The 22,292-nt window shown below is 35.7% G+C and carries 22 protein-coding genes; 6 read left to right on the top strand and 16 right to left on the bottom strand.

The window, feature by feature from the left end:
• Positions 1–15 precede the first annotated feature (15 nt).
• Entirely contained in the window at positions 16–954 is a 939-nt protein-coding gene (gene fabH / locus OC533_RS11895) for a 3-oxoacyl-ACP synthase III FabH (RefSeq protein ID WP_003769815.1), read from the bottom strand.
• 115 nt (positions 955–1,069) lie between these two features.
• Positions 1,070–2,197: a GW domain-containing glycosaminoglycan-binding protein gene (locus OC533_RS11890; RefSeq protein ID WP_194323575.1), complete on the bottom strand. Its 1,128-nt coding sequence runs from the start codon at positions 2,195–2,197 to the stop codon at positions 1,070–1,072.
• Positions 2,198–2,519: 322 nt separating this feature from the next.
• Here OC533_RS11890 and OC533_RS11885 point away from each other — a divergent pair, with 322 nt between their 5' ends.
• Positions 2,520–2,708 (top strand): YjzD family protein, encoded by a 189-nt coding sequence (locus OC533_RS11885; protein ID WP_003763532.1) that lies wholly within the window; start codon positions 2,520–2,522, stop codon positions 2,706–2,708.
• Positions 2,709–2,797: 89 nt separating this feature from the next.
• Here the strand turns inward: OC533_RS11885 and gpmA are convergent, their stop codons facing one another.
• The 8 genes from gpmA to hemE form a co-directional block, all read right to left on the bottom strand.
• Positions 2,798–3,487 (bottom strand): 2,3-diphosphoglycerate-dependent phosphoglycerate mutase, encoded by a 690-nt coding sequence (gene gpmA, locus OC533_RS11880; protein WP_194322628.1) that lies wholly within the window; start codon positions 3,485–3,487, stop codon positions 2,798–2,800.
• Between the two features lie 90 nt (positions 3,488–3,577).
• On the bottom strand, positions 3,578–6,178 hold the full coding sequence (gene clpB / locus OC533_RS11875) for an ATP-dependent chaperone ClpB (RefSeq protein WP_070753809.1): 2,601 nt from the start codon (positions 6,176–6,178) through the stop codon (positions 3,578–3,580).
• 147 nt (positions 6,179–6,325) lie between these two features.
• Positions 6,326–7,003, bottom strand: coding sequence for a Bax inhibitor-1/YccA family protein (locus OC533_RS11870; RefSeq protein ID WP_010991122.1), 678 nt, complete (start codon positions 7,001–7,003; stop codon positions 6,326–6,328).
• 111 nt (positions 7,004–7,114) lie between these two features.
• Positions 7,115–7,885 carry a Cof-type HAD-IIB family hydrolase gene (locus OC533_RS11865; RefSeq protein WP_194323574.1) on the bottom strand — a complete coding sequence of 257 codons (771 nt, stop codon included), beginning with the start codon at positions 7,883–7,885 and terminating at the stop codon, positions 7,115–7,117.
• A gap of 63 nt (positions 7,886–7,948) precedes the next feature.
• Positions 7,949–8,734 (bottom strand): GNAT family N-acetyltransferase, encoded by a 786-nt coding sequence (locus OC533_RS11860; protein ID WP_160464411.1) that lies wholly within the window; start codon positions 8,732–8,734, stop codon positions 7,949–7,951.
• A 121-nt stretch (positions 8,735–8,855) separates the two neighbouring features.
• The gene (locus OC533_RS11855) at positions 8,856–9,200 is read right to left on the bottom strand and encodes a hypothetical protein (protein ID WP_003769825.1); all 345 of its coding nucleotides are present in this window, start codon (positions 9,198–9,200) and stop codon (positions 8,856–8,858) included.
• 153 nt (positions 9,201–9,353) lie between these two features.
• On the bottom strand, positions 9,354–10,283 hold the full coding sequence (gene hemH / locus OC533_RS11850; RefSeq protein WP_185325114.1) for a ferrochelatase: 930 nt from the start codon (positions 10,281–10,283) through the stop codon (positions 9,354–9,356).
• Between the two features lie 6 nt (positions 10,284–10,289).
• Positions 10,290–11,342 (bottom strand): uroporphyrinogen decarboxylase, encoded by a 1,053-nt coding sequence (gene hemE, locus OC533_RS11845; protein ID WP_185539018.1) that lies wholly within the window; start codon positions 11,340–11,342, stop codon positions 10,290–10,292.
• 196 nt (positions 11,343–11,538) lie between these two features.
• On the opposite strand from hemE, the gene OC533_RS11840 reads away from it, so the two are divergent.
• Positions 11,539–12,042 (top strand): antibiotic biosynthesis monooxygenase family protein, encoded by a 504-nt coding sequence (locus OC533_RS11840; protein WP_262265264.1) that lies wholly within the window; start codon positions 11,539–11,541, stop codon positions 12,040–12,042.
• Positions 12,043–12,080: 38 nt separating this feature from the next.
• On the opposite strand, the gene OC533_RS11835 is transcribed toward OC533_RS11840, so the two are convergent.
• Both OC533_RS11835 and OC533_RS11830 read right to left on the bottom strand, forming a co-directional pair.
• Positions 12,081–13,304: an ABC transporter permease gene (locus OC533_RS11835; protein ID WP_003769835.1), complete on the bottom strand. Its 1,224-nt coding sequence runs from the start codon at positions 13,302–13,304 to the stop codon at positions 12,081–12,083.
• Positions 13,288–14,040 (bottom strand): ABC transporter ATP-binding protein, encoded by a 753-nt coding sequence (locus OC533_RS11830; protein ID WP_003763559.1) that lies wholly within the window; start codon positions 14,038–14,040, stop codon positions 13,288–13,290. Before OC533_RS11830 ends, OC533_RS11835 begins: the two co-directional genes overlap by 17 nt.
• A gap of 160 nt (positions 14,041–14,200) precedes the next feature.
• Here OC533_RS11830 and OC533_RS11825 point away from each other — a divergent pair, with 160 nt between their 5' ends.
• From OC533_RS11825 to prsA2, 4 genes are all read left to right on the top strand, one after another.
• Positions 14,201–14,623: an HIT family protein gene (locus OC533_RS11825; protein ID WP_003763560.1), complete on the top strand. Its 423-nt coding sequence runs from the start codon at positions 14,201–14,203 to the stop codon at positions 14,621–14,623.
• Between the two features lie 29 nt (positions 14,624–14,652).
• Entirely contained in the window at positions 14,653–15,015 is a 363-nt protein-coding gene (locus OC533_RS11820) for a YtxH domain-containing protein (protein ID WP_003720598.1), read from the top strand.
• Positions 15,016–15,194: 179 nt separating this feature from the next.
• Entirely contained in the window at positions 15,195–15,734 is a 540-nt protein-coding gene (locus OC533_RS11815; protein ID WP_003763561.1) for a DUF3267 domain-containing protein, read from the top strand.
• Between the two features lie 116 nt (positions 15,735–15,850).
• Complete coding sequence (prsA2, locus tag OC533_RS11810; protein ID WP_003768004.1) at positions 15,851–16,726, top strand: posttranslocation chaperone PrsA2; 876 nt, start codon at positions 15,851–15,853, stop codon at positions 16,724–16,726.
• An 89-nt stretch (positions 16,727–16,815) separates the two neighbouring features.
• On the opposite strand, the gene yhaM is transcribed toward prsA2, so the two are convergent.
• The 4 genes from yhaM to OC533_RS11790 all read right to left on the bottom strand — a co-directional run bounded on the left by yhaM (position 16,816) and on the right by OC533_RS11790 (position 22,253).
• Positions 16,816–17,757, bottom strand: a complete 942-nt coding sequence (gene yhaM / locus OC533_RS11805) for a 3'-5' exoribonuclease YhaM (RefSeq protein WP_070753877.1) — start codon at positions 17,755–17,757, stop codon at positions 16,816–16,818.
• 44 nt (positions 17,758–17,801) lie between these two features.
• The gene (locus OC533_RS11800) at positions 17,802–20,525 is read right to left on the bottom strand and encodes an ATP-binding protein (RefSeq protein WP_194323573.1); all 2,724 of its coding nucleotides are present in this window, start codon (positions 20,523–20,525) and stop codon (positions 17,802–17,804) included.
• On the bottom strand, positions 20,522–21,757 hold the full coding sequence (locus OC533_RS11795) for an exonuclease SbcCD subunit D (protein ID WP_194323572.1): 1,236 nt from the start codon (positions 21,755–21,757) through the stop codon (positions 20,522–20,524). The genes OC533_RS11800 and OC533_RS11795 overlap by 4 nt, the downstream gene beginning before the upstream one ends.
• A 142-nt stretch (positions 21,758–21,899) precedes the next feature.
• Positions 21,900–22,253 carry a YlbF/YmcA family competence regulator gene (locus OC533_RS11790; protein WP_003763567.1) on the bottom strand — a complete coding sequence of 118 codons (354 nt, stop codon included), beginning with the start codon at positions 22,251–22,253 and terminating at the stop codon, positions 21,900–21,902.
• Positions 22,254–22,292 lie beyond the last annotated feature (39 nt).

The raw sequence follows: 22,292 nt of genomic DNA, 5'->3' as shown, positions 1-22,292 counted from the left end.
TTTTGACGTATTTTTTTATTTACCCCAACGAATGATTAGGGCGCCCCATGTTAAGCCGCCACCAAAGCCGACAAGTAACACGTTATCATTATCTTTAATACGACCTTCTTCAACTGCATCCACTAAAGCAAGCGCAATAGAAGATGATGATGTATTTCCATATTTATGAACTGTTTTCATTAGTTTCTCTTCTGGAAGATTTAAACGTTCACGAGAAGCTTCCATAATACGAATATTAGCTTGGTGCGGAATTAGTAAATCTAAGTCTTCTTTTTCAAGTCCAGCACTTTCTAGTACGCGTAATGAAGCCTCACCCATTTGACGAACTGCGAAACGGAACACTTCACGTCCGTTCATATAGATTTTTTTGTTTTCGTCTAAGTTCAAGTATTTACCTCCAGAACCGTCCGAACCTAAGTCAAAGGAAAGTAAACCGTGGTCATCTGATACAGGACCCATAACAACTGCTCCTGCTCCATCACCGAATAATACTGCTGTTGCGCGGTCGTCCCAGTTAGTAATTTTAGATAATTTATCTGCACCAACTACAACAATATTTTTATACGCGCCAGTTTTAATGAATTGAGCTGCAGTAACAACCCCAAATGTGAATCCAGCACACGCTGCTTCAACATCCATTCCCGCAGCATTTTTTGCTCCTAAGCGATCTTGGATAATATTGGCAACGGATGGAAATGTTGCTTCTTGTGTCACAGTTGCAACGATAAACAAATCAATATCATCTGGAGTAAGACCAGCATTTTCAATTGCTACTTTTGCTGCTTCATATGCTAAATCATGTGTATACTCATCGTCACGAGCAATTCTTCTCTCTTCAATTCCAGTACGAGTACGAATCCACTCATCAGACGTTTCCATCATTTTTTCTAAATCAAAGTTTGTTAATATTTTTTCAGGTACGTATTTACCTACTCCTAAAATTCCTGCGTTCATGTGTTCTCCTCCATATCAAACTACATCAGGATAAAAGTTCTTCTCCTGGATATTTTTATGACCTGGTGCTAATTTTAACAGAGAAACTCCAATTACGCAATTGGATTGCTACTTTTTATTTTACTTCAAGTGCTTTATTTGGATTATTTTCAGCAAATCCACCAGCTTTAGACCAGCCAATTATTTTACCATCATCTGATTTGATACGGTACCAATACTCATTTTTCACATCTGCTCGGCGGTCAATATCTAGTTCTTGACCTAAATAATCATTTAAATCTGCTACGACTTTAGAATTATCTTCTACAGGGTATGCATAGATTTTTTGGTCTGAGTCAGTTACATATTTATCTAGTTTCATATTTGTTTCATTTTGAGGGGTGTAAAAAATAGTCACTGCATTACTATTTATCCATCCAATTGATTTGCCTTGGTCTTGAAGTTGATACCAAGTGCCTTTTTCGGTAACTGCTTTTTGAGTTATTCGTAGCGTTTTATTTTGGTAATCTTTGGCACTTCCTACTTGTTCTGCACCTTTTGTGTTATAAGGTTTTGTCCAAATAATTTCGTTAGCGGGTTTTGTAATTTCAGCATAAGCCAATTGGCTCTCTGATGAGGTTACTGTATCGTAAATTTGATCATAATCATCTAAATTATATGTTTCTATAGTAGAAATTAGTTTTTCTGCATAAGTCGGGTCAGTTGCATATCCAGCATCTTGAATCGCATGGGCTGCTTTTTTATAGTCTGTTTCTCCGATAACCGCAGAATATAAATCTGGATTTCCAGATACTCCATTAATAAAAAGTTGTGCATGATCGACTAATGATGATTTTTTATCAGGGTATTTTCTGAAATCAGCTTGTGTATGATAAGCTTTTCCATTGCTAAATTCTTGTGTACCCATTGAAACTGAACTTCCTTCATAGCTGCCTTTAATTCCAAACAAGTTGTTAGCAGAAGTTGATAAGCCACTTTCACCCCAATTGGATTCTAAGATGGCTTGAGCTAAAGTAACACTCGTTAATATTTTTTCTTCTTTTTGTAAATCTTGTGCATCGCTAGCAATTGATTGTATAAATTGCTGTTGTGATAAAGTCATTCCTGCCTGACTCACTGCGGTTTGGCTTGCTTCTGCCGCTCCTACGTTAGCAAAAGGTAACAAAGTGGAACTTACGATAGCACTTGCTAGTAAAATCTGCGTGAATTTCTTTTTCATTATCAGTTGGCACTTCCTATACAAATTAGTTAATTCCCCAATTTAAATGGCTCTGTCTCTGTTAACCTTCTTCATTCTAGCATTTTCATTCTGAGAACTTACTAACTTTTTGATGAAAGGTTTATCATAAAAGTTAGTAAATGGCTAGTTCAAAGGATTTGAGCACACCTGTTTACTTTTGACAATATTATGTCATTCCATTTAACCCTCTTTACACTACTATTCTCCGTTTGGTGAATTATTCCTCCCTGTTTTTCGATAATCGTATTTTCAAAAGATATATGATTGGATAATCAAGTTTTATGTGCTAAAATGTATAATGAAATAGATGAAATGGGGTGTAAGGATGCGTTACGTGGTGACTGTGTTTTGGGTATTCTTACTTTCTTTAATGGCTGAATTCGTTCTTTCTTCCATGTTATATGTATCATTTGATATGACGCGGGCTATTATTTTAACAGTAGGGTTATCCTTCTTCATTATTTTAATCACTTTCTTGATGCCTAAAGATAGCGAAGTTTATGACTTTAAGTAAACATCCAACTTTCTGATAGCGAGAACTCACTTTTCGAGTGCAGCTCAAAAAAAGAACCTCTTTCCACATGTTGGAAAGAGGTTCTTTTTTTATTTATCCAAGTAATATTTATTAACTGGTTTTAAATCATCGTTTAATTCATATACAAGCGGTACACCTGTTGGGATTTCAAGTTCCATAATTTCGTCATCACTAATACCTTCTAAGAATTTTACCAAGGCGCGTAAACTATTACCATGAGCTGCAATAACTACACGACGTCCTGCTTTAATTTCTGGTGCAATTGTATCCATCCAGTAAGGAATAACTCGTTCTAAGGTTACTTTCAAGTTTTCGCCTGATGGAATTGCATGGGTATCAAGAAGTTGATAACGGCGATCATTTTTCGCTTGTCTTTCGTCGTTTTCTTCTAATAATGGTGGAAGAGTATCGTAGCTTCTGCGCCATTTTTGTACTTGGTCTGCGCCGTATTTTTCAGCAGTTTCTTGTTTATTAAGCCCTTGAAGCGCTCCGTAATGTCGTTCGTTTAAACGCCATGATTTATGGACTGGAATCCACATTTGATCAGATTCTTCTAAAACATAATTAAGCGTTTTAATAGCTCTAGTTAAAACGGAAGTAAAAGCTACATCAAATTCCAAGCCTGCTTCTTTAATACGTTTCCCCGCTGTCATTGCTTCTACAACGCCTTCTTCTGATAAGTCAACATCATGCCAACCAGTAAATAAATTCAATTTGTTCCATTCACTTTGACCATGACGAATTAATACTAATTTCATCTTCCTCATCCTTCCATTTTCGCTTATTTTCTAAACGACTAATCCAACAAAAGTTTTCCCTTTCGAGTCGTGAATCAAACATTTTCCATGTTATTCTGTGACTTTAAAAGTAAATTCTTTATCTTGTAAATCAATTTCAACGGAAGAATGCGGCATAATTTTACCAGATACAATTTCTCTTGCAAGCGGCGTTTCGACATGACGCACAATATATCGTTTCAGCGGACGCGCACCGTATACTGGGTCATATGCTTCTTCTGCAATAAAGGCTTTTGCGTTATCTGAAATAGTAATCGTAATTTCTTGATCAGCAAGGCGAATTTGAAGTTCTTCTACTAATTTTTCTACAATGCCTTTAATATCAGCGAGTGTAAGTGGTTTAAATAGAATAATATCATCTACCCGGTTTAAAAATTCTGGTTTAAATTCACTTTGCAAAATTTGCATTACGTCTGATTCTAGTTCAGGCGAGATTTCACCTTCTTCGGTTCTTTCAAGTAATAAATTAGAGCCGATATTAGACGTCATAATGATTACGGTGTTTTTAAAGTCAATTAAGCGCCCTTGTGAATCCGTAATCCGACCATCATCAAGCACTTGTAAAAGGATATTAAATACGTCTGGATGGGCTTTTTCGATTTCATCAAGTAAGACAATCGAATATGGGTTGCGTCTTACAGCTTCGGTAAGTTGTCCGCCTTCCTCATATCCAACATAACCTGGAGGAGCCCCGACAAGTCTTGATACGGAATGTTTCTCCATGTATTCAGACATATCAATTCGAATCATATGATCTTCAGAATCAAACATATTATAGGCTAATGCTTTGGCTAGTTCCGTTTTACCAACACCGGTTGGGCCTAAGAAAATAAAGGATCCGATTGGTCGTTTTGGATCTTTAATCCCCGCACGAGCACGTAATACTGCATCACTAACTAATTGAACCGCGTCGTCTTGACCAATTACTTTTTGATGAAGGACATCGGCTAATTTAAGCAGTTTTTCGCGTTCTCCTTCTACTAACTTAGTCACTGGTATTCCAGTCCATCGTCCAACAATTTCAGCGATTTCATTTTCTGTTACTTCTTCTTGTAAAATTCGATCTTCTTGGGCTGTTTTTTCGCGATTTTCCGTTTCTAATGCTAATAATTCTTTTTCTACTGCTGGAATTTTACCGTGGCGAAGTTCAGCAGCTTTATTTAAATCGTAGTTGTTCTCTGCTTCTTCTAATTCATGACGCAGATGATCGATTTGTTCACGAACTTCACGAATTTTACTGATTTCGCTTTTTTCGGATTCCCATTTAGACTTCATTTTATTTGCTTCTTCTTTATAGTCAGCTAGTTCTCGCTGTAACATCTCTAAGCGCCGTTCACTTGCTGGGTCTTTTTCTTCTTTTAATGCCGCTTCTTCAATTTCTAGCTGCATGACTTTTCTTGTTACTTCATCAAGTTCACTTGGCATAGAGTCAATTTCGACGCGAATAGTTGCACACGCTTCATCTACTAAATCAATTGCTTTATCCGGTAAAAAACGATCCGTAATGTAACGATTAGAAAGGCTAGCTGCGGCAACTAAGGCATTATCATGAATATTTACGCCATGATGGATTTCAAAACGTTCTTTTAAACCACGTAAAATGGAAACTGTATCTTCCACTGTTGGCTCTGGAACAAGTACTTTTTGGAAACGTCTTTCTAGTGCCGCATCTTTTTCGATATATTGGCGGTATTCGTCTAAAGTTGTTGCGCCGATACAGTGAAGTTCACCTCTTGCAAGCATAGGTTTTAACATGTTTCCAGCATCCATAGCTCCATCTGTTTTACCTGCGCCGACAATTGTGTGAATTTCATCTATAAATAGTAAAATTTGACCATCACTTTGTTTTACTTCTTGGAGTACTGCTTTTAAACGTTCTTCAAATTCACCACGATACTTAGCCCCAGCAATAAGGGAACCAATATCAAGGGAAATAATTGTTTTATCTTTCAATCCTTCTGGAACGTCTTTTCTGACAATACGTTGTGCTAAACCTTCCACAATTGCTGTTTTACCAACACCTGGTTCACCAATTAGAACTGGATTATTTTTTGTTTTTCTTGATAAAATTCGGATGACATTACGAATTTCTGCGTCGCGTCCAATCACTGGATCAAGTTTCCCGCTTCTTACTTCCGCGACTAAATCTCGTCCATATTTTGTTAAAGCTTCATAGTTTTCCTCTGCATTTTGAGAAGTCACTTTTTTCCCTCCTCTGATTTTTAAAATTGCTTCGTTAATTTGTTTTTTAGATTTATTTTGCTTTTTTAATTCGGCTGTGATGGGATTTGACTTTTGGTCCATTACAGCTAAGATAAGATGTTCTGTCGATACAAAATCATCGTCTAATTGTTTCTGTTCTTTTTCTGCATCTCTCATTAGTTGGAAAAGTGCTTGACTCATTGCTTGGCCATAGTTCACTCCGCTTCCTGAAACAACAGGGATTTTTCTTAAAGATTCGTCTACTACTTTTTGAAGTGCCTCAACATTAACTTCTGCTACATCATATACGCGTTTTGCAAAGTCACTCTCCGTTAATAACACTTTAAAAACATGTATAACGTCAATTTCTTGATGTTCTGATGCAATAGCTAGATTTTGTGCGTCCGCAATTGTTTGCTGGACTTGTTGGGTAAATTTTTGTAAATCCATTTTTTGTCCTCCTTATAAAAGATAAGTCTGACCTTTTTTGACCTTAACTTTATTATAGTTTTTTATCTTGCTTTTGTCTAACAAAAACCATCTTTTTTTATAGAAAAAGACCTACCAATTTTTAGGTTGGCAGATCTTCAGAATTTCTTAATCACGACCTGTAAATAGGCGGAGTAAGAACATGAATAAGTTAAGGAAATCAAGGTATAAATTTAGCGCAAGCATTGGCACATCTGCAAGTTCCACATCGCGCTTCATAATTTGGTTAAAATCATACAAAATGTATAATGAGAAAATAATTGTCCCACCTGCTGAAATAATTGTTGTCAGCATAGAACCTAATGGTAAAAATACTCCTGCAAAACTAAAGATGATAAGAATAATAATCGCAGCGAATAATGCGCTACTTAAGAAAGATAAGTCTCTTTTCATTTTTGCGCCAATAAAAGCTAGTGTTGTGAATGTAATGGTTGCTGTAACAAAAGCCATCAGAACGGCGGCACCTTGTCCTGCACCAAAATAATATGTCAAAGTTGGTCCAAGCGTTAAGCCTGTGACAAACGCAAATGCTAGTACTACTGGGTACCCCACCACTTTATTAATTGTTTTACTTCGACGCACTACCATTGCTGTGATAAGTAACGCGACTTCTAACACGACAAGAGGCAAATAAAGTTCTGGACTTAATTTACTCCCAATCGCAGCACCGATAGATGCAAGTAGCAAAGAAAATACAAACCAATTAAGTATTTTTTGCATAATAATTTGTTTATTTGTTCTTTTCTCTGTGTTTACTCGCTCGGATGTTGGATTGATTTCGTTCATGAACATTTCTCCTCTTCAATTGATTAGTTTTATTATATCAAAATAATTATTACAATTCTATCGGTCTTGCGTTGGAAATTTCATAAAAAAAGAAGCGCACGAGGCACTTCTCTAAATTAGATCAAATTGTTTCAAGCCTAACATTATTCCATCGCTATTGTTGTCTTTCGTTACAAAGTTAGCTTTTTCTTTTAATAAAGGTACAGCGTTTTCCATTGCAATCGCATAATCCACAGCGCCAAACATCTCTAAGTCGTTCATGCCATCTCCAAAAGCATAGGTTGGAACATCTTGATAGCCCATAACTTCAAGTAGTTTCGAAATACCGACAGCTTTAGATCCGCCATTTCTTAAGACGTCATTACTAAATGGTGTATTGCGAACGAATTGTAATTCTGGAAAACGTTCTGGAAAATAGTCATCACCTGACTCGAGTAAAAGAAGCGCCATATTGATAGTTTCTTCTTTATACATATTCGGTCTTACTTCTGGCATTGGCTCGCCTAAAAAATCATAATGCGCTTTTACAACTGGTGTACTTGCAGTTGCGCCAATTCTTTTATCATTATAATAGCAAACCTCTACATTTTGTGATTTAGCTTCTTCCGTCAAACGAGCAAGCAAATCAGCATCAAGCACATCTTCGTACACTTTTTCTCCTTCAAAAATAGCCATTTGTCCGTTCATCATTACTGCGGATTCAATGCCGGTAATTTTCATTTGATGACTGATTTCTATAAGTGTCCGACCAGTAGCAATGACAGGAATAACATTATTTTCTCGAAGTTTATCAAGTGCTTGAAGTGAGGTATCAAGTACTTTGGATTCACTATTCAACAGTGTTCCATCCATATCAAAAAAACAAATTCCACGTGGTTTCACATTATTCATCCTTTACTAACATAATATATCCATCATACCAATCTTACGGATGCAAAGTAAAGGTTATTTATACATAACAAAATCTCCTGTGTGCTCAAAACCAAGGCGGTGATATATTTCACCAGCAACTGGGTTATCATAAAACAAACATGGTTTCTTTCCTTCTGCTAATACATCGCAACATAATTTTTTTAGAAGCGTACTTGCAAAACCGCGTTGTCGATATCCATCACTTGTCGCTACACCTGTAATCATTGCTGAAAAGGAATTTTCTGCCGATGTTTCTGCTACGGCAACTACTTCTTGGTCTTGTTCAATATAATAAATTCGTTTAACGCCTTTTTCAATTTGGCGAATAATTAATTCTTCGTTTTCGTCGCGTGAACCAAATTCTTTAATGTGTTTGCGCATTTTAATAATTGGTGCCACGTCTTCCGCTACCGCCGTTCTAACGATAACATCTTGATTCACTGGAATACGATTTACATGTTCGCATTCGCAAAAATAAGTATCTTGTCTTTTCTCGGCAAGTCCTGGTAAAAATGGTTCTAGTTCTTTTGTGACACGAGACATCCCGCTAACTTCATACTTGTCATGTGTAGCAATAATTTCCGAAAAAGCTTTTGCATTAAAATTAGCGTCTTTTGAATAGGGTAAGAAAAACGTATCGAATCGAAGTAACAATGCATGTAATTTACCTGCAGAATCGAATTCGCCCCAAAGATCTTGCACATCACTCTCATAACCAAAATTTTCGATGTCCCCAATAATAAATAAATTTTGGGTTGCTTCGGGTTTTAAAAGTGCCATTACTTCTTCATTATCAGATACAGTTAGTTTTCTAATCATGTGTCACACTCCTATTTTGAAAATTGTCTTCATTTTACGTGAGTTAGTGAGGTTCGTCAAGCCCTGAATCTTTCTGTTTTATGCCATATAAAAAAGCTCGGGATGATTAGTCCCAAGCTTTTTATGATTCGTAATGAATTTCGCCAATTTTTAACATTAAGCTGATAGCATTGAATTTCTCGTCTCCAAGATGCATTTTGTTTGTATCTTGAAAAGTGATAGGTGCTGCTGTAATCGCTTCTTTTGGTTGTTCAAAGAATTTTTCGTCTAATGTCAAACTTTCTGTAATTTGTGTTATGTATTTTTGGAATTTATTTTCGTTTCTCATTTTCCCAATCATTAATGCTTTCAAAGTGTTTTGGGAAATCCCGACTGCAAGCGCGAATGTTCTATGAGTATATCCATTTATTTTCATATAAAGTGACAAATTAGTGGCAATTCTTTGTTTTTCTGCCTTGTTTTTCATTTGGGTGAACCTCCTGTCTTTCTATAGTTATCATTATGCCCGGCAAAGATGAGAATCTGATTAAAACTTCATAGTATTTAGCTAAAAATATTGAAACCGTTTTCTTTCTTTATAAAAAAAGTGCCGGAATAACGAGTATCCCGGCGCCTTTTTTTATTTTGTGTATGCATCCCAAACGACCGTTCTTAAGACTTCTAAAAATTCAGGGTCAGCATTTGGCATTGGAGGTCGATGGTAAGCTGCACCAACTTCATCTGTTACTACTTTACATTCATAATCATTATCATAAAGTACTTCTAAATGTTCTGCGACAAAACCAACTGGCGTATAAATAAAATGTTTGTATTTTTCTCGGCCATGAAGTTCTCTTGTTAAATCTTGTACATCAGGTCCAAGCCAAGGTTCCCCGGTTTTCCCTTCACTTTGCCAACCTAGCGCATAATGAGGTACTGCTACTTTATCAAAAATTAAATCCGCTGTTTCTTGAAGTTGGTCTGGATACGGATCGTTATGTTGTTTAATTTTCTCTGGTAAACTGTGTGCGGAAACAATTAACACAGTGTCTATTAATTCCTCTGCTGGAATTTGTTTAGCTGTTTCATTAATTCTATCAGCCCACATTTGAATGAATTTTGGTTGTTTGTACCAATCATTAATTGCTTGAATATGAATACCGCCCAATTTATCAGCAGCATCTTTTGCTCTTTTGTTATATGCTTCGACACTAAAACTGGAATAATGTGGCGCTAAAACGATAGAAATAGCTTCTTCTATACCATCTTTATGCATTGCTTCAACCGCGTCCTCAATGAATGGTTCGATGTGTTTTAAACCGATATACGCTTTAAATTCTACTTCATCTTGTGCGTCATTTAATGCTTTTTCTAGTCCATAGGCTTGTGCTTCGGTGATTTTCGCGAGTGGTGAAAGGCCTCCGATAGCGTGGTATCTTCCTCGTAAATCTGCAATCATTTCTTCACTTGGCTTATGTCCGTGACGAATATCTGTGTAGTAACGTTCAATATCTTCGTCTTTATACGGAGTCCCGTATGCCATTACAAGTAAACCTACTTTTTTAGTCATTTTTCATCATCCTTTTTTTAATAGAATTTCGCTTCTTTCGTGGATGTACTTAGTTAATTTTTTTAGCATTTCTGGTGGTACTTCTGGAAAAACACCGTGTCCTAAGTTGAAAATGTATCCTGGTTCTAGTATACCTTCTTGCAAAATTCGTTCCGTTTCTGCTAGACATTTTTCTGGTGCAAGAAGTGTGGATGGGTCTAGATTTCCTTGAATTGCTTTTGTTGGTACTTTTTGTCTAGCAGTTGTAATCGTTTCACGCCAATCTACACCGACTACATCTAGTGGCATTGTTTCCCACTCTGCTAAAAGATGACTCGCCCCAACCGCTTGCATAATAATCGGTGTTGTTGGATGAACAGCTTTCACTTCTTTAACGATCATTTCAATGACAGGTCGGATGTACTGCGCATAATCCGCACGGCTAAGTGCTCCTACCCAAGAATCAAACAATTGAACAGCAGAAGCCCCGGCGTTAATTTGCGCTATTAAATAATTCGCAGTCATGCGTCCAAGTTTTTCCATTAAAATTGCCCAAACTTCTGGTTCACGGTACATAAAACTTTTTGTTTGGTGATAATTTTTCGATGGACCACCTTCTATCATATAACTTGCAAGTGTGAAAGGTGCTCCAGCAAATCCAATTAAAGGTACATCTAACATATCATCAGCTAGTAATTTTATCGTATCAAGCACATAAGGCACTTCAATTTCCGGTTTAAAAATCGTCAGTTTCTCGACATCTTGGAAAGTTCTAATTGGATTATGTATGACTGGACCAATGCCTGACTTAATCTCTACATCTACTCCCATCCCCGGAAGTGGTGTCATAATATCTTTATATAAAATTGCTGCATCGACTCCGTATTGATCTACTGGTAATTTAGTAACATAAGCACATATTTCTGGTTGATGAGTAATTTCAAATAGCGAATATTTTTCTTTTAATTTACGATATTCTGGTTGAGATCTCCCTGCTTGTCTCATGTACCAAACCGGAATTCGGTCCACTTGTTCTTTTCGCGCTGCTTTTAAAAATAAATCGTTCGTTATTTTTGTCATTGAGTCGCTTCCCTTCTTTGTTCATTTACACACAATAGGCAACAGAACAATAAATAACTTCTCCAGATAAAAGGATACTAGAAATCTTGTATAAAACCAAACAAATTGCCTATCTGCTGTTTCAATTATGAAAAACGTGGAAAATAAAGGTGTAATCATTTATCTTAATTGAATAAAACTGAAAGAAGGACTTATCATGAAAAAAGTATTTATCACAACTGGAACAGAACATTATCTTCGTCAACTAATGGAAAACTATATTGGCGAGAATGTGACACTTCTGCAAAACTTTTCGCAATCTCTTTTGTATCAAGAGTCAACTGGAGAAAATCTTTTCCAAGAAGGTAAAGAGTATCGAGTTTTACAAAGTAGTGGTTCTTTAAAAGGTTTTGGAATTGTTGTGTTTGAATATATTCAACTTCGCGATGAAGAGATTCCGATTTTCTTACAAATGTATCAACATGCTAGCTTACATTTTAGTGAAACACCTGGGTTACAAAGCACCAAACTTACCAAAGCGATGAATACAAATCAGTTTTTAATTGTTTCTTTTTGGGATTCCGAAGTTTTCTTTCAAGAATGGAAAAAAACTCCTTTACACAAAGAAATTACAAGCATCATGAAAAAAAATAATACGCAAGTTGGTTTCTCACATGAAGATATTTATCATTATCCAGAATTCTCACATGATGCTAAATAAGAAAAAGCGATTTGGACCAAAAATCCAAATCGCTTTTTTTATTCGTACATTTTTTTCATTCTGATTGGAGCATAAAGAAAAGTAAAAATCGCTACAAAAGCTAAATTTATTCCTAATATCACCATCCCGCCGATTGTTCCATTTTGGGCAATTCCAATAAGGCTAAAGAGTATTGCTTGGCCAAGTAGTAAAATTCGTAAAAAGTGAATAAAACTACGGTGGCGATAAGCATCATCAATCGGATAAAGACGTAACATAATTTGTGCATCATAATGTTTTAGCATCGGGATAAATTGAAAGCCAGTTAAATATAAGAATAACAATGAAAAAATAATATTCAAATAAAATCCTTGCACAAAAACGAGCAGAATAACAGCAATTACAGTGAGCCTAACGTAAAGTCCGATGTATTCATTCGTTCTTACAAAAGTGCGGCTAAACAAATAAGCAAATGTTTTTCTTTTCGCATAAGGAATTGGCTGATATAAGAAATCAAGATAGTTCCGTCTACGAACCGTCCCTCGTAAGTGTGGTACATCCGTAAATAAATTAACCAAACGATAGAAACGATTCATTCGCGCTTCTTCTTTATCTACTAAATATTCCCATCTAAGCGTCACTTTAGACGTTTTCTTCTTAATCCAGTAATAACTCGCTAAAATTACAACTAGAACAAGCGGAATCGAAATAAAAGGCGCAGAAATTAACGAAATATAAATTAAAATAGCATTTACAATAACGCGAACAAACATCCATGTCGTATCAGCATCTTCCAATTTCATACTTTCAAAGCCAAAATAAATATTCCAAGCTTTAAGTAAAGCAAGCACGATAAATAATGTAAAGAACTGGCTATAAGGTATTCCTGTCACTTCTACATACATAGGCATACAAATACCGAGAACGATTACGAATACATACAATTGCATAAAGAAACTGGCTATTTTTGCTTGAGAAAAATAAGCATCCATTGCTTTTTCTTGAACGATTAAGTAAACTACGTCCGGTTTTTGTAGGAGCGTTGCGACTGGGCTAATTGCAATAGAAGCTGTAAGTAAAATAACCATCAGCGGAATAACTGGGAAACTCGGCTCAAGCGTTTTCACCCAACCTGCGTAATAAAAAATACCGGCACCAAGCCCAATGATAAGAACAAACAGCAGATGATCATTAAACATATAACGGAGATAGCGCATTACTTCTGTAGTATAAGCGCTAAAACGTTCCTTCCAGAGCGCTTTACTGTCAAATATCATCTTCATCAGCTTCCTCTTCCTTTGTCAACTGGATGTAAATTTCATCAAGTGAAGCTCCTGGCATTTCAAAGTTCGTTTGTAAATCTTTCAAAGTGCCTTCTGCGCGAATTTCACCTTGATGAATAATGATAAAAGTATCGCAATATTTTTCAGCTGTCGCCAAAATATGCGTTGACATTAAAATACTTGCTCCCTCACTTCGCATTTCATCCATCCAATTAAGTAGTGACTGGATTCCAAGTGGATCAAGCCCAACAAAAGGTTCGTCAATAATATATAATTTAGGCTCAATTAAAAAAGCCGACATAATCATTACTTTCTGTTTCATCCCTTTAGAAAAATGCGCTGGAAACCAATTCAGTTTTTTCTCTAAGCGAAATTCTTTTAAAAGTGGGGGCATTCTTTCTTGTAATTCTTCTTGTGACAGACCATAAGCCATTCCGGTTAATTCTAGATGTTCTTTTAATGTTAATTCTTCATATAATACCGGGGTTTCTGGGATATAAGAAAATTGCTTTCTATATGTTTCTGTATCTTCCACTAATTGGTGACCGTTGATTTTAATTGTCCCTTGTTTTGGATGCATTAAGCCAGTTATGTGTTTAATGGTTGTACTTTTTCCTGCTCCGTTTAGGCCGATTAATCCAACAATTTGTTTTTCTTCAATCGCAAATGAAATATCTTTTAGGACTGGTCGCTTTGTATACCCGCCCGTTAGGTGTTCTACTTCTACTAAAGCCATTTCCATACCTCCTTACGTATCTTTAGTTAATAATAGCATATTCATCCCTTGAACTGTCAAAATAATCCATTGTCCACTATCTCATACATGCTTTTGACTCGTTTTTATGTTAAATTAAAGTAGTACATAATTAATATGTTGTGAAAGGTGGTCATACTTAATGGACGATTGCATTTTCTGCAAGATAGTTCGCGGTGAAATCCCTTCTGCCAAAGTGTATGAAGATGATGAAGTATACGCATTCCTTGATTTAGGACAAGTCACAGAAGGTCATACACTCGTAATTCCTAAAAAACATGCTAGGAACACATTCGATTTACCTGAAGAGACGGCTGCTGAATTATTCCGCCGCGTGCCAAAAATCGCGCGAGCTTTAAAAGAAGCTTTACCGCTACAGGGATTAAATATTTTAAATAATAATGAAGAAGTAGCTTACCAATCGGTTTTTCATTGTCATATCCATTTAATACCAAGGTATAGCAAATCAGACGACTTTGGGTTAAAATGGAAAGATAACGCAGACTGGTATACACAAGAACGTTACCAAGAAATTGCTGAACTTATTGCAGCAAAAGTAGACTAAAATGACTTTATGGATGGAGTGGAGTATAAATGAATAAAAAATCACTTATTTTTGGTATTTTAGCTGGTGGGGCAATTGGAGCCGCAGCCTCGGTATTATTTGCTCCAAAATCCGGCAATGAACTTCGAAAAGATATTGTTGCTAAATCAGGTGAAGCAAGTGTCATTTTAAAAGAACTAGCATACAATGCAAATGAACTTATTCAATCCGTTCAAGTTCTTGGCACAGAAGGCTCAACACTACTTAAAGATGTTTCTTCAGATATTATGGAATCTGTTTCTAAGTGGAACGAGGAAATGGAACCTGAAAAGAAACGCTTAAAAGACGAAATTAAAGATATGCAAAAAACAATTTCTGATTTAGAAAAAACACTCAAAAAAGATAATAAATAAGTATAAAAACTGGGCGCTTGCTCAGTTTTTTTCTGTGCTTAAAATCACCTTCATAAAAACGTCAAAATTAGGCAATTATTTATTAAAAAAAGGGTTGAATTTTATTCCAATTGAGCATACAATACTATGGTGCCTTCTGACGGAGCACTATTTTAGCTTTAACTGGAGGAAAGTTTACAATGCGCTGCTTAAAATCAATCAACACAGAGCGACGAGATGAGTTTAATCGACTTTTCCTAAAAGGTATCCTTGTTTGGCTAGCTGCCGTATGTATTTGTTTTTTAACACAACATTTAATGTACCCCGGCCAACTTACAAATGATTATCAATTCATGAGCTTTTTGGGTATTGTTTTAATTTATCCGATTCATAAGTTGCTTCATATTATTGGGTGCTTTAAATATCGCGAAGGTACAGTCATTCAGTGGCGTATCCATTTCTTTATTCTTCCCTGTATAAAATTAAATATTAAACGGATAATTCCAAAATGGCATTACATCTTTTCATTAATTTTGCCTTTTGTCGTTATCACTACTATTCTAATCACTTTAATGCTTATAACTCCAATTGGGCACTCGGGAATGTTCCTAATTTTATTATCTGTCCACTTTGGAATGAGCTTTTCTGATTTTACTCACATTAAAAAACTATGGAAAATGCCAAAGAATTGTTTTGTAGAAAGTGCAGAACGTGGCTTTTCGATTTTAATTTCTGACTAAACCATAAGAATATCATTAAATTTCTTTCATCTTTTCTTTTTATCTTTAATTTATGTTATGATAGTTATTGTGTTAAGCGGGAATTATTCCAACAACTAAGGAGTGTGTTTTATTTAATGAAGAAGAAATTAATTCTTGGACTTGTCATGATGATGGCATTGTTCAGTCTAGCAGCGTGTGGTGGCGGCGGTAATGTCGTTAAGACTGATTCTGGCGACGTAACGCAAGATGAGCTTTACGACGCAATGAAAGATAAATATGGTTCTGAGTTTGTACAACAACTTACTTTCGAAAAAATCCTTGGTGATAAATACAAAGTAAGCGACGAAGATGTTGATAAAAAATTCAAAGAGTACAAATCCCAATACGGCGATCAATTCTCTGCAGTTTTAGCTCAAAGTGGCTTAACTGAGAAATCATTCAAAAGCCAACTTAAGTACAACTTGTTAGTTCAAAAAGCAACTGAAGCTAATGCTGATACTAGCGATAAAGCACTTAAAGAGTACTACAAAACTTGGCAACCAGATATTACTGTAAGCCATATTCTAGTAGCTGATGAAAACAAAGCCAAAGAAGTTGAACAAAAACTTAAAGACGGCGCAAAATTTGCTGATTTAGCAAAAGAATATTCTACAGATACTGCTACTAAAGAAAACGGTGGCCAATTAGCACCATTTGGTTCTGGTAAAATGGATCCTGCATTTGAAAAAGCAGCTTATGCCCTTAAAAACAAAGGCGACATCAGCGCTCCAGTAAAAACTCAATATGGATACCACATCATCCAAATGGACAAACCAGCTACAAAAACAACTTTTGATAAAGATAAAAAAGCTGTTAAAGAATCTTACCTTGCATCCCAATTAACTACAGAAAACATGCAAAAAACGCTTAAAAAAGAATACAAAGATGCTAACGTAAAAGTTGAAGACAAAGACTTGAAAGATGCTTTCAAAGATTTTGACGGTTCTGCTTCAAAAGATTCATCTAAATAAGTAAATAAAAACACGATTGGAACTAGTTTCCAATCGTGTTTTTTTATATAGAAAAGCTGTTCAGTTACGCTCCCTGAACAGCTTTTCTGTTATTCAAAAGTTGGATTATAAAAGGAACGATTATCTAACCCAAATACTCTTTCACTAAATTCGCCTGGTTTGGTATGTTTTAATACTTTATCCATCATATTTAGCGAAGCATCCATTAAATCAATTTGATGTAAAATTTCAGCTTCACGAACTAGTGGAGGTTTCGGACTTCCCCACTCGCCTTTACCATGATGAGACAACAGTACGTGTTTTAAGACAACTACTTCTTCTCCATCAATCGATAGCTCTTCAGCAATTTTACTTACTTCCTCAACGACGATAGAAATATGTCCAATTAAGTTACCTTCAAGTGTATAAGTGGTCGAAACTGGTCCAGAAAGTTCAATTACTTTTCCTAAATCATGTAAAATAACACCAGCATAAAGTAGGTCGCGATTAACTGTCGGATATAAATCTGCCACTGATTTAGCTAAACGCAACATGGAAACCACGTGGAAACTTAATCCCGAAACAAATTCATGGTGATGGCGCATCGCAGCTGGATAATCATAAAAATCATCTTGATATTTTTTTAGCAAAGCTCGCGTAATTCTTTGCAAGTTTGCATTTTTCATTTCGAAAATATATTGGGTTATTTCGTCAGCCATTTCGTCTTTATTAATAGGTGCTGTCTCCATAAATTCACTAGCGCTAACGCCATCAAGTGGTGATGCTTGTCTGATTTGGCGGATTTTCAATTGCTTTCTTCCCCGATAATTTTGAATATCTCCCATAAGGTGAACAATTTGCTGCACCCCGTAATTGACTTCATCGCTTTCTTTTACATCCCAAAGTTTTGCTTCTAATTCACCTGATTTATCTTGTAAAACAAGGCTTAAAAATGGTTTTCCATTACTCGCCGTTCCTTTTACACTTGATTTAATTAGCAAGAATAGCTCAACTGTTTCTCCAACTTCATAGTCTAATAATCTTTTTTCCATTGTATCGCCTTCTTTCTTTCTGTAGTAAGAAGTTTCTCCAACCATTATAGCACGCGTATGTCTTCACTGGAAAAATATTTGCGAGTTTCTTGATGACATGTGAAAAAAATCACCTGATTTGTGCTTTTTCTTTTTTGGAGCAACTGCATCATTTGCACCATTCTAGCCGAGTCAAAATGAACAAAACCATCATCAATAATTATAGGTAATGGAAAATCTTTATGAATAACATCAATTAAGGCAAAACGGATTGCCAAATACAGTTGTTCTTTTGTTGCTTGACTCAATTCTTCTGGGAAAAATGAAACGACGTCTTTACTCTCGACTTGAATCCGGTTCTCTTGTAAGTACACTTTTGTGTAATTCCCATTCGTTAAATGGTTGAAATAGTCACTTGCTAAAGCTAATGTTTTTGGTAATTTTCCTTCTTGCAAACTCCGCATAGTTTCTTGAAGTATTTGAAGTGCTAGTTTAGTTTCTGTCCATTCTCGAGTCATTTGTTGCAATTTGCTTTTTTCTGAATAGAAGTCTTGCATGAGTGCAGCAAACATTCCACCCTCTTCTAAAGTTGCTATCTCATGATTTTTTGCAGCCAATGAGGCATGAATATTTTCTTGTTCTAATTCTATTTTGCGCAGTTTTTCTTCTAGTTGAAGCTCTTTTTCTTTAATGACTTCTTGCGCTGAAAACTGACTTAATGCTAGTCGCTTATCTGGTTCGAGTTGCGCTTCTAGTAGAATTAAACGTTCGCGCCATTGCTGTTCTTGTTTTACTCGCATTGCTTCTACACGGAATTCGTCTTCATTATTTACTTTGGCTTGTTCTAATAAGTCCGCTTTTTCCTTTTTAACAAGTAGTAGATCTTGTTTTACTAAATTTAATTGCATTGTAACTTGTTCCATTTTTTCTGCGAGTTTGGCGTTTTCGGTCAAATTATTTCGGTAATATAGCAAACCTTGGCGTAAGAAAGATATTTTTTCTTCAATATTAGCCGATTCTATAGGTGCATCTAGTTTTTCTAATCTGAGCTGGTATGAGTGTTGTTTTTCTGCTAATGGTTCTAATTTCAATGTCAGTTCTGCAGCTAATTGATTTTTTTCGCTATGTTCTTTGTAGGTTTGAACTATAGCCTCCCAGTTTTCATCTGGAAGTTCGTTAATCGCTAACGTATCAAATAAATGGTTTAGTTTTGATTGATAGTCGTATTGTGATTTGATTATTTTGCTTTGTCGTTCTTCTAATTGTGCTATTTGTGAAGCAATAATGTCCATTTCGCTCAGTAATTGTTGCCATTCTTGCCTGATTTTTTGCTGTTCTAAAAACGCTAAAATTTGTTGATTGCTAGAAGGCGCGGGTGTTTTAGTAAGAACTAATAAATAAACAGATATAAGAGCCGCTAGAAAAACAACAGCAACGCTCCAAATCGATTGGAAAATCACTAAAACTACTAAAGCTGCAAGAAAAATAGCAATAGCTACAATCGATTTAGTTACGGGTGTTTTTTCTTTTGAATTTATTTTTTCTTTTTCTTGTTGGAATCTTTTATTGTCCCACATATTTGTTTCTATTTTATCGATCTTTTGTTGCAATTTTTCTTCTGATTCTTGAGTAAGCTTTAATTCTAATTGAATATCATGCTGTTGTTGTTTGTTTAATTGCTCGAGTTCTTTTATTCGAAGTACTTTTTGATCTAGCTCTTTTGTCCATTTCATCGGTGTTTGTTTAGCATCCGTTTGATAGTACTTGATCTCTTTTTCTAAACTTTTTTGTTGTAATTCGCGCTCATTATAGGCGCCATAAGTTTCGATTAAATAGGTTATTTCTGCTTCGTTTTCAGCAAAAAAAGCAGTATGTTCGAAATTATTTTTGTTAATCAAGTTTTTTTGGCGTTCTTCTAATTGAATTAATTGATTTTGCCATTCTTTTTCTCTTAGTTGCAAATGTTCCAAACGGATAATACCATCTGGTGGAAAAGTAGCTTCGGTTAAAGGTACCGCTTTTTCACTTAGCGCCTTCCATTCTTGATAAATGGGCCATAAATCTAGCAAAGTATTTAGTGTATCTAGTTCGACACGAATAGCGGTTTTTTCTTCTTGTAATTCAGTTTGTCTTGCTCTTTCTTCCTCTTTTCCAACCAAAAGCAACTCATATTTTGCATTTTGTTTTTTTGCTTCTTGAAACGCTAATTGGCTATCTTTTACTTTTTTGAGTTGTTGATTGATTGCAGGATTTCTTCCGCTCGGTTTAAAAAGAGCTTCCAATTTTTTTTGTAATATTTCAGCCGTTTTTAAAAGCACATCTGATCCTGTTGTACCTGTGGCAAGCAAATATCGCTCAAATTCTTTTTTCTTCCATTGATGAATATTTTGTAGTCCATGAATATCAAAAGAAAAAATAGATTCAAACGTATTACGGTCGATTTCTCCAATAATTTCCGTTAATTTTTCTTCTCCAGCTACTTGGCCATCTCCGTAATAAATACGTACATCTCCAGTAGCTTTTCCTTTTAAACGTTCGACAATCACTTTACCCATAGGTGTATCCTCGAGCGTCAATCTCCCACCATAAGGTCCGCCGTTTTTAGGTTCCATACGTGGAATAGATTGTTGTCTAGTTGGGAAACCAAATAAAATACTATGTATAAAAGCCATAATAGTCGATTTTCCAGCTTCATTTTCTCCAAAAATAACTTGAAAATCCGAAATATGATTAAAATGAGCATCGGACCATTTGCCATAACCAACTATATCAATGGACGTTATTCTCATTTCTCATCACCTTCCACTTCTTTAAGCACCGTTCCTAGTTCTGTCAAAGCTGCGTCTAACATTAACTGCCGATCTTCTTCTGATAAATCGTCTAAATATCTACTCACACCACTTTCAAAATATAGAGCCTCCACCGTTTGATAGAAAGCTGATTCATCTTGTAACTTTTCGAAAGCTTGAGTTATTTCTTTACTCGCTAAATGTTGCTCATGCCAGTTCTTTAAATCGCTTTGGTTTGTCAGTTCTATTGTGAGTTTATGAACCCAAACAAAGGTGCTTCCCGTTAAGTCTGTTTCTTCTTGAAGCATTTGTAGCCAGTCAGTTGTATTTATTTTTTGTTTATTGGCCATTTGAACAATAACATGCAGAAAAAAGGAATTACTCTGACCTTGGTATGTAGCTAAAAGTTTTGTGATTTCCCGGTAAAAAGTATTGAGTTCGCTATTTTCAGGCAAGGTAATGATTACTTCTTCCCAAATAATAGGGCTGGTTGCTATGAAATCAATGGTCGTATTTGACGCCGATAATGTGACAATACTGGCTCCTTTTTCACCTGACTCTTTGCGGTTCCGTCCTTGAATATTTCCCGGGTAATAAACGCTTGGTGATTCTGCTAACAATTGGCGTTTATGGATGTGTCCGAGCGCCCAGTAATCAAATCCTTTTTTAGTGATTTCCTGAATGCGAAATGGTGCGTAAACGTCATGGTCTTCACTGCTTGATAGTTCAGAACCATGTAAAAGCCCGATATGAAAATCTGCCTCTCCTTGTTTATTATATTCGTTTACACGGCTAGCACGAATGTGACGTTCTCCGTAGCTAAAGCCATAAATATGAACAATTGCTCCATTCTTTGTTTCCATGGCAGCCATTTCAACTTGTTCTGAAAAAACATGGACATTTCCAGGTAATTGAAGTTTTTCCTTATGTTTCTCTATAAAATCATGATTTCCGTGAATAATGAATGCTTTTATCCCAGCTTGCTCTAGTCGCTTCATTTCTTTTGAAAAACGAGCTTGAGCACGGACACTTTGATCCTCACTATCATAAATATCTCCTGCAATTAATACAAATTCCACCGCTTCTTTTATTGCTACAGTTATAATGCGTTCCAACGATTGAAATGTGCTTTCTTGTACGGCAGAAAAAAGTGGTTGTGGTAATGTCGAAAGCCCAATGAAAGGACTATCCAGATGCAAATCTGCTATGTGTAAAAATTTGATTTCTTTCATGACTTTCGCCTCCTTAAAAAACCGAATATACGTTCTTATTATACCTTACTATCTCTTTACTTACAAGCATTTCAAATAAAAAAATGGTTCTATTATTTGCTAAATAAATAACAAATAATAGAACCACTTCGATTAATGAAAATTAGTCGTTTGCTACGTTATATAGGTCTTGTAATGGCGTCATAATAATGCGATTTAGATCATTAATAATTGTGCTCATTGCTTGCTCTTTTTCCATTAATTTAACGATTAGTTCATTTTCTTGAACTTCTTGCGCTACTTGTTGTGCAACATTTACTGTTTCGTCGTCAATTTCTTGACCAGTCATTTGTTTTTCTTGGATTGTTACTTGAACATCACGGAAACGTTCGAATTTTGCTTTTGCATCCGCATTTTCGTTCACTTCACGGTATGCATCTTGTAAGCTGATGAATTCAGGTGTTTCACGAATTCCTTTGTCTAAATCATGTGCTACATCATAAATATTAACTGCCATTGATAAATCCTCCAAATATCTGTATTTGTCACTTCTGTT

Origin of the sequence: Listeria sp. Marseille-Q6474 (assembly GCF_946902005.1) — a bacterium.
Lineage (GTDB): Bacteria > Bacillota > Bacilli > Lactobacillales > Listeriaceae > Listeria > Listeria innocua.
This window is presented reverse-complemented; position numbering and strand designations above follow the sequence as displayed.

Bases quoted from the DNA above. Each gene is read 5' to 3' on its own strand.
- OC533_RS11820 (WP_003720598.1), top strand. From the start codon at position 14,653: ATGAATAAAAAATCACTTATTTTTGGTATTTTAGCTGGTGGGGCAATT.
- OC533_RS11825 (WP_003763560.1), top strand. From the start codon at position 14,201: ATGGACGATTGCATTTTCTGCAAGATAGTTCGCGGTGAAATCCCTTCT.
- prsA2 (WP_003768004.1), top strand. From the start codon at position 15,851: ATGAAGAAGAAATTAATTCTTGGACTTGTCATGATGATGGCATTGTTC.
- OC533_RS11790 (WP_003763567.1), bottom strand. From the start codon at position 22,253: ATGGCAGTTAATATTTATGATGTAGCACATGATTTAGACAAAGGAATT.
- OC533_RS11835 (WP_003769835.1), bottom strand. From the start codon at position 13,304: ATGAAGATGATATTTGACAGTAAAGCGCTCTGGAAGGAACGTTTTAGC.
- OC533_RS11840 (WP_262265264.1), top strand. From the start codon at position 11,539: ATGAAAAAAGTATTTATCACAACTGGAACAGAACATTATCTTCGTCAA.
- OC533_RS11800 (WP_194323573.1), bottom strand. From the start codon at position 20,525: ATGAGAATAACGTCCATTGATATAGTTGGTTATGGCAAATGGTCCGAT.
- OC533_RS11860 (WP_160464411.1), bottom strand. From the start codon at position 8,734: ATGATTAGAAAACTAACTGTATCTGATAATGAAGAAGTAATGGCACTT.
- hemE (WP_185539018.1), bottom strand. From the start codon at position 11,342: ATGACAAAAATAACGAACGATTTATTTTTAAAAGCAGCGCGAAAAGAA.
- OC533_RS11795 (WP_194323572.1), bottom strand. From the start codon at position 21,757: ATGAAAGAAATCAAATTTTTACACATAGCAGATTTGCATCTGGATAGT.
- gpmA (WP_194322628.1), bottom strand. From the start codon at position 3,487: ATGAAATTAGTATTAATTCGTCATGGTCAAAGTGAATGGAACAAATTG.
- OC533_RS11855 (WP_003769825.1), bottom strand. From the start codon at position 9,200: ATGAAAAACAAGGCAGAAAAACAAAGAATTGCCACTAATTTGTCACTT.
- OC533_RS11815 (WP_003763561.1), top strand. From the start codon at position 15,195: ATGCGCTGCTTAAAATCAATCAACACAGAGCGACGAGATGAGTTTAAT.
- yhaM (WP_070753877.1), bottom strand. From the start codon at position 17,757: ATGGAAAAAAGATTATTAGACTATGAAGTTGGAGAAACAGTTGAGCTA.
- fabH (WP_003769815.1), bottom strand. From the start codon at position 954: ATGAACGCAGGAATTTTAGGAGTAGGTAAATACGTACCTGAAAAAATA.
- OC533_RS11830 (WP_003763559.1), bottom strand. From the start codon at position 14,040: ATGGCTTTAGTAGAAGTAGAACACCTAACGGGCGGGTATACAAAGCGA.
- hemH (WP_185325114.1), bottom strand. From the start codon at position 10,283: ATGACTAAAAAAGTAGGTTTACTTGTAATGGCATACGGGACTCCGTAT.
- OC533_RS11870 (WP_010991122.1), bottom strand. From the start codon at position 7,003: ATGAACGAAATCAATCCAACATCCGAGCGAGTAAACACAGAGAAAAGA.
- OC533_RS11885 (WP_003763532.1), top strand. From the start codon at position 2,520: ATGCGTTACGTGGTGACTGTGTTTTGGGTATTCTTACTTTCTTTAATG.
- clpB (WP_070753809.1), bottom strand. From the start codon at position 6,178: ATGGATTTACAAAAATTTACCCAACAAGTCCAGCAAACAATTGCGGAC.